The sequence below is a fragment of the Tenacibaculum jejuense genome, assembly GCF_900198195.1.
Classification (GTDB): domain Bacteria; phylum Bacteroidota; class Bacteroidia; order Flavobacteriales; family Flavobacteriaceae; genus Polaribacter; species Polaribacter jejuensis.
In genome coordinates this window covers 1,022,282-1,039,644 of record NZ_LT899436.1, presented here as the reverse complement: position 1 = coordinate 1,039,644, position 17,363 = coordinate 1,022,282, and the positions used below count along the sequence as shown (strand labels likewise).

Genomic DNA, 17,363 nt, shown 5'->3' with positions numbered 1-17,363 from the left:
TAATTTGAAAAAAATAAAGATGATTACATTAAAAACATTATCAAAGAAAGACATTTTTCCATTCTATGACTGGATTAATGATGATGATGTAATTAAATATTCTTTGTCACTATTTAGAAAAATCAATACCGAAAAGGAAATTGAAAATTGGTATTCAGAATTACTTAAAAATGAAAAAGATATTACCCTGGGTATATTTTTAGAATCAACTAATGAATTAATTGGATATGCTGGTATTTGTGATATTTCAGAGACAAATAAATCTGGTGAGTATTATATTTTCATTGGTGAAAAGAAATTATGGGGAAAGGGAATCGGAACAAAAGTTACTGAACAGATTTTGAAAATAGGATTTGTAGACAAAAAATTAAACAGAATAATGCTAACAGTATCTGAACCTAATATTGGCGGATTGAAAGCATATGAAAAGTCTGGATTTAAAATTGAAGGACGATTAAGAGAAGCATCTTTCCGAGATAATGGATTTCACGATAAATTGATTATGTCTATATTGAAATCGGAATGGAAAGAAAGAAAAACTACTGCCAACAAAACCTAAACTGCATTAAAACGCAGCTTAGCCAAAACGTTGCCAGTAATTTAAAAAAATGAAAATCAAAATAAAACTCCCAGTACTTTTTTTACTTTTTTGCACTACATTATTTGGACAAAAAAATGAACTAACAGAAAAAAATATAGTTGGAAAATGGAATTTCACAAAAACTATTGATAAACATAACCAAGAAGTAAAATACGTTTATCGAACTTATCCAAACGGAGAAAAGATGAAAATAGTTGCAAGTGGACCAGATATTACCTTGAATTCAGACGGAACTTACCTAAAAAAGTTTACCAAAGAAAATACTGATAGTGGAAATTGGAAAATAATTTCGGAAAGTGAAATAGAGTATCAAATGGTTATCCCTAAAGATTCGAGACAAGGAAAACTAATAATTCAAACCGAAAAATTTATGCCTAATAAAAAATGGCGAAAAGATGAAAACGGTAATTTCCTCGATGCTTCTTCTGACAAGATTATTGAATTAACTCTAACCGAAATGAAAATCGAATATGAGAAAGACTATATCTTGATTTATAAAAAAGTAATTGAATAAAACTACTGGCAACAAGGGCTATAATTAATACGGGTTTTAGTGTTTAATCCAAAGTTTAGTGTATTTTTATAATGTCCGCCAAATCTTTTTGATTTGGCTTTGAAAATTGAAAAATTAAAACAAAATAAAAAGTTTTGGCTAAGTGCTTAATCGGTAATTAATCGCTTATTTATTCCCGTACTAATCATAGCCGAAGCCGTTAGCTTTAATGCAAAAAAACGAAATACAAAAGATGAATTATAAAATAGAAGAATCAAACTTAATAGATAAACTTAATGAATTGAATATTGAGATTCCTGACTCTTTAACTTTTATTCCTGAAAATATATCCGAAGTAAATGACAAAAATGATTTTGTTTTTACCGATTCAACAACTGACTTTAAAAAAGTATTTAAGCTAAACGAACTCTCATCAAGTGAATTAGATTCTGATTCCTCAGTATATCGGAGTAGGAAAAGCGCAGATTTTTTTGCTCCAGCACTTTTCATAAGCCTATCAATGCTGTCAGAAAATCAACATTTGGTTGCTATAGCAATAAACCTTGCCTCTGAGTATTGTAAAGATTTATTCAAAGGAACAATAGGTAAGAAAACTGTTAAACTTGATATTTATGTGGAAACGAATAAAAAGAAAACAGTAAAAAAAATATCTTATGAAGGCGATTCTGAAGGGATCAAGGATTTAACAAATGTTATTAAATCACTTAAATGACAAAAATATATTTAATCAATCCCAATGAACTAATTCATGACTTCAATGAGGTCGTAGATAAAGCTCAAAAAATAGCAATTTTTACAGTTGGAATTGAACTTCAAAAAAAAGAAATAGAAGATTTACAAGAATATATAGACAATCTATCAATTCAAAGAAAAGAATTAGCAACGAAAAATAATGGAAATGATGCGAATTTAATATACTGTTTTGAACGTTTAGCAATGATAATTCAAAGTGAATTAAAAATGCTTGTATCCCTAAAAGAAGACAAAATGGCAATTGCTTGGGATATCTTAGTCGATTGTCAAGTGCATTTAGGAACGGTAATTCGAAACTATCCATTTGAAAGTGATAATTTAGAACACTATTTACAACGCTTGCATAATTATGAAAAAACTTTATTCCCAAAAATGAGTTTTTTTAGTACTGGAGGTTTTGTAAAACAAAGCTTTTGTTCTATCTGCAAAAAGGACTATGGAAGTTGTGATCACATCAAAGGAAAACTTTATAATGGAGAACTTTGTACAAGGAATATTACTGAAATAGAATTGGAAGAAGTTTCATTAGTTGAAAACCCAGCAAATAAGCATTGTAGAGTACTCCATACTGAAGTAAACGGAATCAAAACTGACGCCCTAACTTTAAGAAAAATAAACACTAAAAGCTAACAATTTGTATATTGCATATGCCGCATTCGGCAGGCAAACGCAACATACAAGAAACGTTAGCTGCAACTCAAAAAACATCGTGCTGAAAATAATAAATGAGCGAACTTAAAGGACATATTTTCGATTGGCTAATGGAATTGGAAGAAGAAAAAGCTGTAAATCTTCTAAATGACTGCGAAATCGACCAAATATATATCGACACACTTTTCAGAATGGATAGTGACATTGAAACTTATATGTACGAGGTGATTGTTAGAGTTCCTTTAAAGATACATCGGAAAATAGACGAATATGCAAAAGAAACTTCAGCTATCGAATCGGCAATTACGGAAGCTGGACAAGCAGACGGAATTTATGTAAGAGATATTAGTTGGAGACCTTACCTAAAAAGTGAGCATAAAAAACAGAATGACAAGAAAGCGGAAAAAATAACTGAATTGCTCACTCAAGAATATGTGAATAAGCAAATAAAGCTTATGAACAAATCAATCGAAAGTAATCCTCATTTAGCCTTAGGTATTTCAAAGGAGTTAATCGAGACTTGTTGTAAACACATTTTAAATGAGGCAAGAATAGAAATTAATAAAGATTGGGATGTTGCAAAATTGGTTAAAGAAACCAATAAGCAAATTGATTTAATGCCATTTGAGGTTGAGAACATTGAATTAGCTAAATCTTCAATCGCAAAAATTTTAGGTGGATTTTCAACCATTACCCACGGAATAACCGAATTGCGAAATTCTTACGGAACTGGACACGGACATTTACCTGAATTCAAATCATTAGACGGAATTTATGTAAAACTTGCTGTTTCCGCATCAAGCGAATTGGCTGTGTTTTATTTAAGTCTAGAACAATTAAAAAAGAAAAAGAGCAGCAGCTAACAAAGTGTATAGCTCATTGCGGCTGAATTTCTTAAACGAAATTCATTACAGATTTGCTACCTTAGTGTTTCATCGGAATCTTCCTTCGGAAAATTCCGCAACAAGCCATACACAAAACGTTAGCTGTAATTTGAGAAAACCGAAATGGATTGGAAAATTAATGATACAAATATCTATGCGGAATTTAAAGTCAATACTTGGCTTGAATTTATTGAGAATATAGAAAATAACTTTATTGACCATAAAGAGTTTCTATTTAGAGGACATAGAGATTCAACTTGGAAATTAGAATCCACATTTGATAGAAAATATAAAGATTCTCTAGAAAAAATTGAACCAAGACTACGTGTCGATTTAAGTTATGATAAGATATTAGAAATTCACTTAAATAATTTTAAGAAAAATAGTATTGGAAAGAGAATAAACCCAAATAAAAACTTGAATGACACTGAATGGTGGGCTTTAGGACAGCACTATGGTTTAGATACGCCTCTTCTGGATTGGACTTTATCACCATACATCGCATTATATTTTGCTCTATTTAATCCAACTACACCAAATTCAAAAACAAGAACATTATGGATTTTTAGCCCATTTGCATTACAAGAAATTGCGATAAATCAAGAGCCAGAAGCTAAATTTATTTACGAAATTGATAGCCCAATAGATGAAAATGTTAGGTTACTATCACAGAAAGGAAAATTTACCAAAACACCTAATGGAAAATCAATTGAGGAGTTTTTGAAAGAAGACTCTAATCTAGGTGGTTTTTCACCAGTTTTATATAGAATTGATATTCCTGAAAATTTACGTGACTTATTTTTGCGCCATTTGAATTCAATGAATATAAATCATTCAACAATTTTCCCTGACTTAACTGGAGCTTCTGAATTAACAAATAGAGAATTAGAAATTCTTATAACATTTAAAAAGTGGAGAGATACCGAAGATTTTAGAAAAAGGTTATTTACTTTAGACCATTTATGTCATCACCACTAAGAATAAAAAACTACAGCTAACATTGTGTATAATTCATTGCTAGTAAAGGCTTACTTCCGAAAATTCCGCTGGAATTTTCTATCCGTGATTATTTGCTAACTTTAGTGCCTAAACACGCAACGAAATCATACACTTTACCGTTGTAGTGCATTTGAAAAAAAAAGTTTTGATTACAGAAAAAATAACACCTATTATTATTTTAATGCTTTTAATTAGTTGTAAAACCACCCTTCAAAACAAAGTATTAAAAAACAAGAATATCTTTTCTATTTCCTTAGGAAGTTGTTTTGAAAATGACTCAATATCAATTGAGTTAAATGGATCAAAAATATTTAACAATGAAATTATAACCTCTGACAAAACCATTGGGACAACAGGATATTATTTTTCTTATTTTGAGTATAAAAATGAAGGAAAAATTATAACCCAAACCAAAGACAAAAAAAAAGAAGTTAAGCAATATCTTAATAACAAAAATTATAAAGTTAAGATTACAATAAACGGATATGAAAACTATTTCTTACTTGACTTATCCAAGGGAAGGAATATAATGATTGAAAAATGCACTGAAAACCGTCACTTAGGAATAGCCAAAATAAATTATTATAAAGGAATTATATATCTTGACTAAAAACGCACCACAACAAAATGTATAGTTAATTGCTTACAGATTTATTCCTTCGGACTAAATCTCGTAAAACCAAAAGTTCATGACTTTTAATTAACTTTACATCAAAAAATCGCAAATAACAATACACAAAACGTTATAGGCAATTTCATAGATAACCCACTTCTGAATTTTTAAAGAAGAGAAGTTGAAAAATTCTACTTTGATTATTCAAGTTAATGATAGTATAAAATACAAATTCATAAATCACTGATTATTAGTTGAAGTTTTTAACATTAGTCAGAAAAATATAATAATGATGAACGTTTTAAAAAATATTTTAGAAAATAATTTAGAGGAGTTTATTAATGATTTAATACCAAATGAAATTCCAGAGACTCTAAGAGAATCAATAATCGATTATATAAAAATTAGAAAAGAATTAAGTAATGAGTCAGATAGAGGAGTTGCTTTATTATCCATCTCAATAATTGAAAAATTATTAGAAGATTTATTAAAAAAACGATTACTAAATGAAAAAAAAATAATAAAAGATTTATTTGATGGTTTTGGACCATTATCATCACTTTCAGGAAAAACTAAAATAGCATATTCAATAGGACTAATTGATAAAACCATTTATGATGAGTTAAATTTGGTAAGATCAATAAGAAATAAGTTTGCACATAGCCCAGAGATTATTAAATTTTCTGATGAGGAAATAGTTCAAAAATGTAATAATTTAAAATTAGTTATTAAATATAAAGAATTGAATTCAAGAGAAAAATTTATAAATTCAACTTCAAGATTAAATACATTAATTACAATTGAAATAGAAAAAATACAAAAAATTGAACCAAAAGAATTCGATCACGAATCATTAATTAAATCACATCTTAAAACTTTAAAGAAATTAGGAATAGATTAAATAAAATTAAAAAGCCTATAACAAAGTGTAAATTGCATTAAAAACACATTTTACACTAAACGTTGTGGTGCATTGAAAAATGGAGAAAATAATAGAAAAAACTGCTAGACAAATTAAAGATCGAATTGAATTTTGGTATTTTAATTATTTCAATAAAAACAAATCAGATCTTAACGGAAGTGAGCTCTTTACCTTATTTGATTTCCTAAAGCCAGAATTACAAATTGAACTAAAATCAAAACTGAATTTAGAATATAACGAAATTCCTGTATTAGCTTTAAAGATTACAGAATCAGAATTTATAATAAATACAACCAAAAAATTTATACTTATTGATTCTAATGAAAAAGAAACCATCGACTATTCTGAATTTGAATGGCACAATGGTTATAAATCTTTTGTTGTTGATAAAGAAAAAAAGATTATTACAAAGCATGACGGATATCTATCTGAATTCGGATTGAGAAAACGCAATGGAGAAATAATATATTGGAAAATCCCAACCGGTTATGCAGGTTACGGATTTTGGAACATCACAAAAAAATGCGAATTAATTGGGCGAAAGTTTAAACAAATAGATTAAGAAACGACACCACAACAAGGTGTATAATTAATTGCGGCTGAATTTCCTCATCGGAAATTCAATCTTATTAATTATCTTTCCGAAACAATGGAAAAAAACTCGCGTCCTTTTCCCGCAAAAAATCATACACAAAACGTTACCTACAATTTGAAAAAAATGATGCAAAATTTGAATTATTGGCTTTGTAACAAAGGAACTACTTGTGATAGTGATGATTTTGAAAATGAAAGTACCATTGAATTCATAAAAGAAGTTAGCTTAATAAAATTAAAGGATGGAAGATATCAAATATCTGAATTTGGAACTTTCAGAAATATTCTTGATGGATTTGGATACTCGATAATTGACAATAAAATAGCAGAAGTTCTGAATAAACACGTTTCTGACCATATCGAGTTGAATCCAATCATAATTTTTAGACGAGCCACAAATGAGGAATGGACAAACTATTCTGAATTGAAAATTAAGAATCAAATTGAATTTAAAGATTATTATCAAACAGAATCTGTTGGAATTAATATCTACGGAATACTAAATGGACTGATTTATATTACGGCTGAATTAAAAAATTTGATGGAAAAAGAATTATCGGATTTAACTGATATTGAATATAAACAAGGATTACCTTTAATGGCAGGATAAAAACTGTAGGTAACAATGTATAACCGCAATTACGGCGGATTCAACTACGTCCGAATCCACTCGGAATTGCTAAAGTCGGTGCTAATCCAAAATAATCGCTAATTTAACCCGTAACTGACGGTTATACGAGACCGTTATGCCCAATGCGAAAAAACTATGAATAGAATTTTAATAATTGCCTTTCTACTTCTGAATTTAACTGCTTGTAGTCAAGTAAAAGTTAATATTCCTAAAAACTTTATCGAAACTGAAATCCCCAAACCCTATTCAGGTGAATGGAGAGAACTTAATTGGGCTAGAAATGAATTTAGAGTAAAATTCATTGATAATGAACTGAATATTGAAAAATCAAACCATAGAAATAAAGCGGAATTAAAAATAGAGGGTGGAAATTTAATAGGAATTAATCGCGGAGAATGGGGTGGAAAATTATCATTTGTCCCAAGCAATAAAAACAAAGAAGAGATTAAAATAAAAGCAGGGAATATTAAGTTCATTTTTGAATTTAAAAGTAAAACTTATTTTATAGAAGGACTTGCTCATTTATCTTACAGTGGTGGAGCACTATTTGAATTAAAAAAAGATGGACAAAACTTCTCATATGAAAAACTAATGGAATTTGACGATGCTCCTGAGGCTTTTACTATTTACGGAAATAAGTTTTTAATTGCAACTCATCAGAATTTTTATGTGATTGAGGATTTTAAAAAAGAAATTATTTTTGAAAATACATTTTGGTCTAGTTTATATCCAAATTCTATCGCAGTAATTGATAATGAAAATGTGTATATAGGAATTAGGAGTGGGTTAATTAAATTAGATTTGGCTAACAAAAATATGATATTTTATAAATACACAGAATAAAGCAAAGGGCATAACAAGGTGTATAATTAATTGCTTACGGATTTATTCCTTCGGACTAAATCTCGCAAAACCAAAAGTTCAACACTTTTAATTAACTTTACAACTAAAAATCGCAAATAACAATACACAAAACGTTAGCCATAATTAAAAATGACCAGAACTTATATCATATTTTTACTTCTATTAATCGCATGTAAACCTGAAAAAAAAGATGACTACTATTCTGAAGAAAAAAATGAAATTGAACATATAGATTTTAATCTTCCAACTTTTCGAAAATGGACGGAATGTTACGCAGATGAATCAGTAAAATTATATTTTGACGAATTATTAATTTCTGATAAATTTAAAACTCTAGGAGTTTATTTGAACAATTATACATTTTCAAAAAAAGACAGTCTAGATATTCTCGATTTTGAAGATTATGCTGTTTTTATGGTTAACAAAAATGAGCAAAAATGGAAATTGACTGGGGACGATTTAGAAAGAATATTTCGAGTTCAAAAAAAGAAAACTGGAACTATTAATGTTGACAGATTGGAAGCTCTAAAAAAAGTATATTCTGACACAACTTTTTTACATTCTGAAAAGCCGATTGTTATTGAAGAATATAGACCAAATGAAAATATATTATCTGCTCTAAAATTAGTAAAGCCTTTTTATGACGACCACGAAATAATAGTGGTTTATGTGTACAATTTGATTCTTATAAATAACCACCTTGTTTATGGTGGATATTATTTAGACCTAAACGGAATTGAATCTCTTGAAAAGGCAAAAGAAATGAATGAAGTAATAATGACTAAATTTCTTGAATCGAATAAATAACTATGGCTAACACCGTGTATAATTAATTGCTGTGGCAAGTACTTATCTGGAAAATTCCTTTGGAATTTTCTAGGGTTCATATTTGTTTACTAAATTAGTTGCTTAACCACGCAACTAACCATACACAAAACGTTGCCCTCAATTATGAAAAACATCTTTGCTATAATAATTTTACTGATAATTGGACAATCATCTTTTGGACAAAACACGCCAGTTTCTTTCATAAATTATAAAAAAGATAAAACCAACTCGGAAAATTCATTAATTGATTGGGACGACAGAATATCAGAAATAACACTCAAAACGAAAAATACATTTGTTTTTTGGAGTAGACCTTCAGCAATTAGTTGTTCAACTTGGAGAGAATATAATGGAACTTGGGAAAGGCAAAATGATACGATAATATTTTCTGACCAATATGACGTTTCGGAAAGTGATGCGAGATTTGACTTTTCAAACAGACCAAATGAAAAGAACTATTTACTAAAATTTAACACCGACAGAAACTCTATTTTATCGGACAAAAAAATCGAAATCCAATTTGTTTATGACTACGATGCTGACTTAGATAATATCGAATTAAAAATGGAATTAGAAAATGATTTTAGTTTAAGAATTCCTTTCAAAACTATTCCAAATCGTAAAAATTTAGCGTCAATACGATATGAATATTTCTTACCAAACGGAGAGAAACGATTTGGGTATATAACGGAAAGTAATACTGTAAATGTGAAAGAAAAAGAGCTTTCAAATTCCGTGACAATTACTTTTGTTGAGAAACCTAAAACAGAAACTATTTACAGGACAACAAAAGCAATTTTAGAAGATGATAAAATTAGAATAATATCTAAAAATAAAACAAAATCCGACTTGCCAGATTTTGTTGGAGAAATTAAACTTAAAGAAGTTTACGATAAACAGAACGCAGAATAACTGTGGGCAACAAAATGTATTATTAATTGCTTGCGGATTTATCCTTCGGACAAATCTCGCAACACCAAAAGTTCACCACTTTTAATTAACTTTACAATCAAAAATCGCAAATAACAATACACAAAACGTTGTGTACAATAATAAAAAATGGCAATACCTAAAAAAGGAACAAGAAAAATAGATGTTGATGGATTAAAATTTAGATGGCTGATTCGAAAAAAAGCAACCTACACTCAATCGGTTTACGGAATTGGGAAATTACATGTTGCAATCGAGTTGGAGGAAAACCCAGGTACGAACTTATTTATCCGCACGGACAGAAAACATCCAAATGATATAGAAACTGAGATGGTGAATCCTATAACTCCATATGATATTTCCAATTGGATTAAGCAAGCTTTTGAATTGGGCTGGAATCCTTCTAAAAATGGAAATACATTTCGGACTAAAATTATGAACAATAAAATAGAAGTTGAATAAAAATTACTGCACACAACAAAATGTATGGTTAATTGCTTGCGGATTTAACCCTTCGGACTAAATCTCGTAAAACCAAAAGTTCACAACCTTTTAATTAACTTTACAATCAAAAAGCGCAAATAACAATACACAAAACGTTACCGCTAATGTAAAAAACATACTGCATACAATGAAACAGATTATAATTGGAATATTGATTTTTTCTTTTGCAAGTTGTAAAGGTCAGACTAATGATTTTGATACTCTTGTTGCAAAGTTAAAGGAACGACTTGAATATGATGATTACAAGGTAACCTTGCCAATGATTCATAAAGGAGAAGACTTCAATGTGATACTTTCAGAAACTTCGCTTGATTTTAAGGAAAGAGAAATAGTTTTGGATAACCCAAGTAAGGATAACTCATTTCCATTATCTTTTTCAGTAGTATTCAACGAAAACATAGTATCACTTTTTGAACCTGGAACTTTTGTGTGTTATAAATTGTCGGACTTTTCTAGAAACGAAAAACTTGAAAAAGCATTAAATACAAAACGATTTGACTACCATTGGTTAATTGATAATAAATTGTATGGATTATCAAATGGAAAATATTGGTTCTTAGACTCTGATGGCCATTGGAAGAAATCTGAACAAAAATTACCGTTTGACAAGAAGCCTAAACTTTATGAGAACAATGAATACCTTGCCTATTGTGATTGTAATGGAGAATGGGGCGGAACTGTTTATTTTTATAATAGAACTAACGAAAATATTTATTTTACCGAAGCTACTTGTGCAAATTCGATAATTGAAACAGATAAAGGTTATAAAGTGCTATCTCATCTTGGACACGGAATGGGAAGTGCTGAGTTGAAGTTAATTTCTGACCCTTCAAAACTGTCAAACCTAAAGGGTTTTGACACAAAGACGAAAAATATTAACGCTCTAGGATACTCCGATAAATCTGGTCATTCCAAATCTGTATTTGACTTTTACTGGGTTCAGATTTTTTCAAGCTTTAACTGGAATGGAAAAACAATTTACATGGTAAACTGGCAGGACAGAACATTTTTAGCTGAAATAAAGAAAAAGGATATAACAATCGTTGACCCTCTCTTCAATTCAGATTTATATACACATGACCCAATTACAACTCAATATGACAATGGTGTGATTTTAATGAATCTTGATTTTTGGGGACTTGGTAGAGAAAGAGAAGTATCAATGATTGTAATTAAGGATAAAGAAATAACCAAGCTTGATTGGAATAGTAAACACTAGCGGTAACAATGTATAAAAATAATAGCCGAGATAGTAGTAAATTCAAGGGCTGTAGCCCGTGTCAGCTTTCTTGTAACTTGACAGGAAAGTGCCACGCAATCGGCTACTATTCTTATACGAGCCGTTGTGGTGCATTAAAAAAAGCGCAAAAATGAAACGAATATTAATATTTATCCTTTTAATAAATCTGACTTTTTCAGTATTTGCGACTGGACAAGAAACTGATTTATTAATAATTGAAAACGATACGATTTTCTTGAAAATGTTTCCATTAGAAAAATTGGAATTAAAGAAACGTCCGTTTAACAATACAAGAGCCACAGCACCAAGTACAGGATGTTGGAGAGGCTATCGAGCTATATGGCGAATAATTGACAATAAGCTCTATCTTGAAAAAATAATCCGATGCTATTCTGACTCCAAAAAAGGCGAACTAAACATTACGGAATTATTTGATAACAATGGAATTGATTTTAAGGAAAATAACGGAATGATATTCGCTGAATGGGTTATGGAAGACTTTTATAAAATGGACTTTTCAATTGCAAAATTTTATAAGGACAAATTATACCTATATGACGGATGGAGTCTTAAAAAAAAGAAGAGAGAAAAATTTTTGAAATTAAAAATAGAAAACGGAATAATAAGACTAAACAAACTGAAAGAATAAAACGCACCACAACAATGTATAACCGCAATTACGGCGGATTCGACTACGTCCGAATCCACTCGGAATTGCTAACATCAGTGCTTAACCGAAAATAATCGCTAATTTAACCCGTAACTGACGGTTATACGAGACCGTTGGGCACAATTTAAACAAACCTCAATCTGAACATTAAAAATCCAAAAATATGACCTTAAACGAACTTGGAACAAAACTCAATGAAATGTATAATAATGCACCGAAAGGAGACTCTGTTACTATGATACACTTATTCGGAATTAAATACGCGACCGAAATAAAAGAAAGTGAATATTCGAAAAAGGACATAATTGAACAATCGGGAATTTCTGCATCTTATTTGACAGAATTGACCAAAGGTGTAAAATTAGCTGAATATGTAATTTCTAAAAACTAATTCATTGGAACAGGCTGACTTTTTAGAGAAAACTAGAAAAGCATATTTGGAAGCTAGAGAATGTTCTTATTTGCCAAAATCAAATCCAACTGTTTTAAGCAGAGGAACAAGTCACTCTATATCTTCAATTACAGAAGACCTATTTGGTTGTTACTGTGCTGAAAAAGTAATTGACCCAAATGGACTAAAAATATTAATTGACCCACCAATTTCTTTTAAAGGAACTGAATTAAAAAACAAAAGCGGTAAAAGGTCATTATTGCTAAGACCAGACATTGCATTTACGAAAGATAATATTGTTAATTGCTTCTTCGATATTAAAACAGATTTAGGCTATAAAAGATTTGAATTCTTAAATCAAGCAAAGGACAGAAATAATCAATTAAATATTATTAAAGAAAAATATGCGAATTACAAAGATGGAAAGACAAAAATCAATCATCAGATAAGAATTTCGTCGGACATAAAGTTTGTTTATGTAGTTATTTCTCAAGGCAATATTGTAAGAGAGAAAATGAACGAATTTATTAACGGAATAAAGCTATTGGAAAATGTAGATGTTTTTGTGATTTCCAAAGGAGAACATCTGAATTCGTACAATGATATTTCTAGAGCAGAAATCAATGTTACGGATTTTAATGGACTTGACAAGCTGATAAATGAAAAACTGAACGGATAAAACTGTGCCCAACAATGTATAAAAAACATAGGGCGGATTAAGTGTTCTTTCGAAAGGTTTGGGCTTATCGACTAGGTCGCCAAATATAAAATTTGGCGTTTACAAGAAAGAAGATAAAAGCAAAATATTTATATTTGGCTTAGTACTTAACCGAAATGTATCGCTTATCACCTGCCCTACGTTTCTTATACTCACCGTTGTGTTTAATTAGAAAAAGAATGGCAATAAGTAAAAAGAATAAGAATAAAGTATTTGTTGGTGACAAAGAATATCTCTGGTGGGTACTTGATGAAATTGATCAAACGGAATTTGATGGTATTCAAATTAAAGCTGTTTGTTCTGACCAATCTCACTTCTTTAAATATGGATTGCAACAACAAGAAACCAATCGAAAATTGGTATTAGCATTGAATAACTACACTAAATTAATCCATTTATCGAATCCACCAAAATTCGAAAATGAGGAAGGTATAATTACAAAAAGTGGAATTATAAGAATGATAAAATGGTTTAAGAATGAAGATCATACAATTCAATATGCTGTAGACAGAATGGATTATGACCTAACTATTAAAGAGAAAAAATTACTGTTGAGTGAATTGCAAAAAAAAATAAAATAAACACAACAAAATGTATGGTTAATTGCTTGCGGATTTATTCCTTCGGACTAAATCTCGCAAAACCAAAAGTTCAACACTTTTAATTAACTTTACAACTAAAAAATCGCAAATAACAATACACAAAACGTTGTAAGTAATTCTCAAATGAACTCAAAAAATATTATTCGGATTACTCTAGTCTTACTTTTTTCATTAGTTCTTCTAATGAAATTATCTGATTACTATGATTTAATTTCTGGATTTATAGTTCTTACACTACTCTCCTTTGATTTATTTGAACGGAATCATATCAATCACAAAGCAACCGAAATAATACACTATTTATCTTGGATAACAATTGGACTCGTAACAATTAATATTAGAGGATGTTATATTCGTCCTTATTCACCAATATTTTTAATATCAGGGATGAAACTAATTATTTTAGTTGGGTATTTATCAAGATACAAAAGCTTTAAAACTACAAGAACTTTACTATCAAAAATCACATTAATTACAATAGCCTTATACATAATCGAATTAGTAACTAATTCGACTCATGGACTTGCTTTAACCACCTTATTTTGGACCAAAATCTCAACTGTAGAATTAATATTATTACTAATTATAAATAAGAAGAGAATCGATTATAAAAGATCGATTCTAGAATTTCTATGGAAAAAATAACTACTTACAACAAAATGTATAGTTAATTGCTTGCGGATTTAATCCTTCGGACTAAATCTCGCAAAACCAAAAGTTCATCTCTTTTAATTAACTTTACAACAAAAAATCGCAAATAACAATACACGAAACGTTGTGGTTAATTTTGAAAACAAATCTTGTGAAGAAAATAATACTGCTATTTCTAACTATAATATTAGTTAGCTGTAAAAAAGAAAATGTTGATAAAGTAATTATTCGAGATACGTTGTTTACTCATCAATCTTTAAATGAAAATCGAAAAATGGAAAACCTGATTTCCAAAGCTCTAAAAAAAGAACAAAATGCAATCATTGAGATAACAAAATTCCCTGATGGCGGAGCGGCAGGCTATTATGACTTAGGTTATATTTTAACTCAAATAATTTATCGAATTGGAGAAAACGATTTTTACAAAATATTAAAAGAAATACCAAAATCGGAACGAAATGGATTTGAGGAATTAATAGCAGTGGGACTTGAATACGGAGACAATGACTACAATGGAGAAATGGACAATAAAAGAATAGAAACAGAATTTCCAAAACTGTTTGAAATCCTGAATAAATAAAAACTAACCACAACAAAATGTATGGTTAATTGCTTGCAGATTTATCCTTCGGACAAATCTCGCAAAACCAAAAGTTCATCTCTTTTAATTAAATTTACAAACAAAAATCGCAAATAACAATACACAAAACGTTGTATGTAATTTCTATGAAAACACTATTTGAAAATCATATAATAAAAATTGACACAAATAGATTAATAAAAGACATATTTATTAATGCTACTATCTCAGCTTTAATATTTAGTTTATTTATATCTATTTTAACCTGGACAAAACCAAATATTAATAAAGTATTGATTTTTATATTAGTCTTCGTTATAATAAGATTACTCAAATCTCTAAAACATAATTACAGAAATCACTTAGAAAGAATTTCTCTTGATAATGAGAATGGGAAAATTATTATAAATCACATAAAACCTTCGATAAAACAAACTGAAACTATAATGAGTTTTAAAGAAATAAGGGTTTCTAAAATTAAACATATGCCTTTTTCTTGGTTTTCTCTTGAGAACTATTTTTGGATATCTGACAATTATTCAAAAATTAAAATCTCTACTTGTGGACATGAGAATAGAGAAATTAATATAAATGAAATTCACTCTGAATTAAACAACATACAACAAAATGTATAGTTAATTGCTTGCGGATTTAATCCTTCGGACTAAATCTCGCAAAACCAAAAGTTCACCACTTTTAATTAATTTTACAAACAAAAACCGCAAATAACAATACACAAAACGTTGTACATAATTCCCAAAAATGATATAATAAAAAATTTAATCTAATTAATACATAGCATAAAATGGATATAAAACTAAAACCATTGAGTAGTCATTATCCTCATTATAGAAGAGTTAAGGAAATTGTTTTAGAAGAAGCTTACAGAAGAATTGATTTACCTGTTAGTGAAAGAATTGAATTGTTTTATAGGAATATGGATATTCAATTCGACAATTTTAAAAAAAAAATTAGACCTAAAGAATATTCTAAAGTAAGACTTTTTCGTTCAAAATATCATAGTTGCACAAGCGCTGTTCCTGGTAGAGTTAAGGATTGTGGTTGGAAATGTATTCCTAAACCTCCTGGACCTTTAATACCATACAATATCAAAGTTGCAGGTGATAACAAAGGAACAAAATCAAAAAATGGAACTGTTTGTTTAAAAATGACAGTTGCTGGTAAAGGAAAAAATAAAGGAACAATATCTGCCACATTCAAATATCCTCCATATGGCAAGCACATTAGGATTGGTGGTATAAGAATGATAAATCCTTATTTTAGGACTATGAAAAGCCTGTTTGAATTTGATACAACAACATTAAAGAATGAAATTATGAATAATGAAACTGTATTAAAAGAAGTTCAGAAATTAATACACACAGACAATAAATTGAATAAAAGATTTTAAAGTTTTATTTGTCTAAAAACTATGTACAACACAGTATAAACTTTATTGCTGCTATATTTTACTTCGGAAAAATACGCAGGCACAAAGTTGTTTTATTTTTTGCTTTCTTTTAGCTTAAATAAACGCAACAAAGCTTATACTAAAACGTTAGCTACAATTCTATGAAATGAAAAGACTACTATACCTTTTAATTATATTTTCTATTTATTCTTGTAAAAAAGATTGTATTCTTAATTATGAAGTTATTGGACCAAAATATCCATCTCCTTTTATTACTGTCCAAAATGAATTGTTTAAAAAATTTGATCCTGACATTGATTATGACATCTATAAGCCAATAAACGTAAATGAATACGAGATTCCTTATATAATGGAAATGATTAAAACCAAGATAACTGAGCATAAGAGAGCTACAGACAGAATCAAAAATGAGATCTGTAATTATAGTGTTCAGATTTCAGGATTCTATGATGTTAGAAGTAAAACTAAAAAGATATATCTAATTTTTGACTACGGTTATATAGATTTTGAAGGCAATAAAGAACTTGAAAAAGAGATTGATAATGAGTTGATTGAGTCAAGGTATTTAGATGTAATGGACGGAGGCGATACTTTTTTTAGAGTTATTATAAATACAAAAACTAATACAATTCATAACTTCCATATCAATGGAGAAGCGTAAACAGTAGCTAACAAAGCGTATAATTAATTGCTTGCGGATTTGTTCCTTCGGACAAATTTCGCAACACCAAAAGTTCACCACTTTTAATTAACTTTACAATCAAAAATCGCAAATAACAATACACAAAACG

The 17,363-nt window shown here is 29.2% G+C and carries 23 protein-coding genes; all 23 read left to right on the top strand.

Annotated elements, in window-relative coordinates; genetic code table 11:
- Nucleotides 1-19 precede the first annotated feature (19 nt).
- The 23 genes from AQ1685_RS04800 (at nucleotide 20) to AQ1685_RS04690 (ending at nucleotide 17,233) form a co-directional block, all read left to right on the top strand.
- Complete coding sequence (locus tag AQ1685_RS04800; RefSeq protein WP_095069059.1) at nucleotides 20-559, top strand: GNAT family N-acetyltransferase; 540 nt, start codon at nucleotides 20-22, stop codon at nucleotides 557-559.
- Between the two features lie 49 nt (nucleotides 560-608).
- A complete protein-coding gene (locus AQ1685_RS04795; RefSeq protein WP_231970250.1) occupies nucleotides 609-1,115 on the top strand; it encodes a hypothetical protein in 507 nt (168 codons plus the stop codon).
- Between the two features lie 208 nt (nucleotides 1,116-1,323).
- The gene (locus tag AQ1685_RS04790) at nucleotides 1,324-1,827 is read left to right on the top strand and encodes a hypothetical protein (RefSeq protein WP_095069944.1); all 504 of its coding nucleotides are present in this window, start codon (nucleotides 1,324-1,326) and stop codon (nucleotides 1,825-1,827) included.
- The gene (locus AQ1685_RS04785) at nucleotides 1,824-2,498 is read left to right on the top strand and encodes a hypothetical protein (protein ID WP_095069942.1); all 675 of its coding nucleotides are present in this window, start codon (nucleotides 1,824-1,826) and stop codon (nucleotides 2,496-2,498) included. The genes AQ1685_RS04790 and AQ1685_RS04785 overlap by 4 nt, the downstream gene beginning before the upstream one ends.
- Before the next feature lie 95 nt (nucleotides 2,499-2,593).
- A complete protein-coding gene (locus tag AQ1685_RS04780; protein ID WP_095069939.1) occupies nucleotides 2,594-3,382 on the top strand; it encodes an abortive infection family protein in 789 nt (262 codons plus the stop codon).
- A 144-nt stretch (nucleotides 3,383-3,526) separates the two neighbouring features.
- Nucleotides 3,527-4,381, top strand: coding sequence for an FRG domain-containing protein (locus AQ1685_RS04775; RefSeq protein WP_095069936.1), 855 nt, complete (start codon nucleotides 3,527-3,529; stop codon nucleotides 4,379-4,381).
- A gap of 166 nt (nucleotides 4,382-4,547) precedes the next feature.
- Nucleotides 4,548-5,012, top strand: coding sequence for a hypothetical protein (locus AQ1685_RS04770; protein ID WP_157730104.1), 465 nt, complete (start codon nucleotides 4,548-4,550; stop codon nucleotides 5,010-5,012).
- A 295-nt stretch (nucleotides 5,013-5,307) separates the two neighbouring features.
- Nucleotides 5,308-5,916, top strand: coding sequence for an MltR family transcriptional regulator (locus AQ1685_RS04765; protein WP_157730103.1), 609 nt, complete (start codon nucleotides 5,308-5,310; stop codon nucleotides 5,914-5,916).
- Between the two features lie 79 nt (nucleotides 5,917-5,995).
- On the top strand, nucleotides 5,996-6,499 hold the full coding sequence (locus AQ1685_RS04760; protein ID WP_095069928.1) for a hypothetical protein: 504 nt from the start codon (nucleotides 5,996-5,998) through the stop codon (nucleotides 6,497-6,499).
- 87 nt (nucleotides 6,500-6,586) lie between these two features.
- Nucleotides 6,587-7,141 carry a hypothetical protein gene (locus AQ1685_RS04755; RefSeq protein WP_095069926.1) on the top strand — a complete coding sequence of 185 codons (555 nt, stop codon included), beginning with the start codon at nucleotides 6,587-6,589 and terminating at the stop codon, nucleotides 7,139-7,141.
- Nucleotides 7,142-7,297: 156 nt separating this feature from the next.
- Nucleotides 7,298-8,005: a hypothetical protein gene (locus tag AQ1685_RS04750; protein WP_095069924.1), complete on the top strand. Its 708-nt coding sequence runs from the start codon at nucleotides 7,298-7,300 to the stop codon at nucleotides 8,003-8,005.
- Between the two features lie 150 nt (nucleotides 8,006-8,155).
- Nucleotides 8,156-8,833 (top strand): hypothetical protein, encoded by a 678-nt coding sequence (locus tag AQ1685_RS04745; RefSeq protein WP_095069922.1) that lies wholly within the window; start codon nucleotides 8,156-8,158, stop codon nucleotides 8,831-8,833.
- Between the two features lie 144 nt (nucleotides 8,834-8,977).
- The gene (locus tag AQ1685_RS04740) at nucleotides 8,978-9,766 is read left to right on the top strand and encodes a hypothetical protein (protein WP_095069919.1); all 789 of its coding nucleotides are present in this window, start codon (nucleotides 8,978-8,980) and stop codon (nucleotides 9,764-9,766) included.
- A gap of 147 nt (nucleotides 9,767-9,913) precedes the next feature.
- Nucleotides 9,914-10,246, top strand: a complete 333-nt coding sequence (locus AQ1685_RS04735) for a hypothetical protein (protein WP_095069917.1) — start codon at nucleotides 9,914-9,916, stop codon at nucleotides 10,244-10,246.
- Between the two features lie 169 nt (nucleotides 10,247-10,415).
- Complete coding sequence (locus tag AQ1685_RS04730) at nucleotides 10,416-11,507, top strand: hypothetical protein (RefSeq protein WP_095069915.1); 1,092 nt, start codon at nucleotides 10,416-10,418, stop codon at nucleotides 11,505-11,507.
- Between the two features lie 151 nt (nucleotides 11,508-11,658).
- The gene (locus AQ1685_RS04725) at nucleotides 11,659-12,177 is read left to right on the top strand and encodes a hypothetical protein (RefSeq protein ID WP_095069913.1); all 519 of its coding nucleotides are present in this window, start codon (nucleotides 11,659-11,661) and stop codon (nucleotides 12,175-12,177) included.
- 184 nt (nucleotides 12,178-12,361) lie between these two features.
- Nucleotides 12,362-12,589: an HTH-like domain-containing protein gene (locus tag AQ1685_RS04720; protein WP_173862343.1), complete on the top strand. Its 228-nt coding sequence runs from the start codon at nucleotides 12,362-12,364 to the stop codon at nucleotides 12,587-12,589.
- Between the two features lie 4 nt (nucleotides 12,590-12,593).
- The gene (locus AQ1685_RS04715; protein ID WP_095069911.1) at nucleotides 12,594-13,268 is read left to right on the top strand and encodes a hypothetical protein; all 675 of its coding nucleotides are present in this window, start codon (nucleotides 12,594-12,596) and stop codon (nucleotides 13,266-13,268) included.
- Nucleotides 13,269-13,486: 218 nt separating this feature from the next.
- Nucleotides 13,487-13,888 (top strand): hypothetical protein, encoded by a 402-nt coding sequence (locus AQ1685_RS04710; RefSeq protein ID WP_095069910.1) that lies wholly within the window; start codon nucleotides 13,487-13,489, stop codon nucleotides 13,886-13,888.
- Nucleotides 13,889-14,711: 823 nt separating this feature from the next.
- Nucleotides 14,712-15,140, top strand: a complete 429-nt coding sequence (locus AQ1685_RS04705; RefSeq protein ID WP_157730102.1) for a hypothetical protein — start codon at nucleotides 14,712-14,714, stop codon at nucleotides 15,138-15,140.
- Nucleotides 15,141-15,286: 146 nt separating this feature from the next.
- Nucleotides 15,287-15,775: a hypothetical protein gene (locus AQ1685_RS20465; RefSeq protein WP_095069906.1), complete on the top strand. Its 489-nt coding sequence runs from the start codon at nucleotides 15,287-15,289 to the stop codon at nucleotides 15,773-15,775.
- Nucleotides 15,776-15,945: 170 nt separating this feature from the next.
- A complete protein-coding gene (locus AQ1685_RS04695; RefSeq protein ID WP_095069905.1) occupies nucleotides 15,946-16,551 on the top strand; it encodes a hypothetical protein in 606 nt (201 codons plus the stop codon).
- A 166-nt stretch (nucleotides 16,552-16,717) separates the two neighbouring features.
- Nucleotides 16,718-17,233, top strand: a complete 516-nt coding sequence (locus AQ1685_RS04690; protein WP_095069903.1) for a hypothetical protein — start codon at nucleotides 16,718-16,720, stop codon at nucleotides 17,231-17,233.
- Nucleotides 17,234-17,363 lie beyond the last annotated feature (130 nt).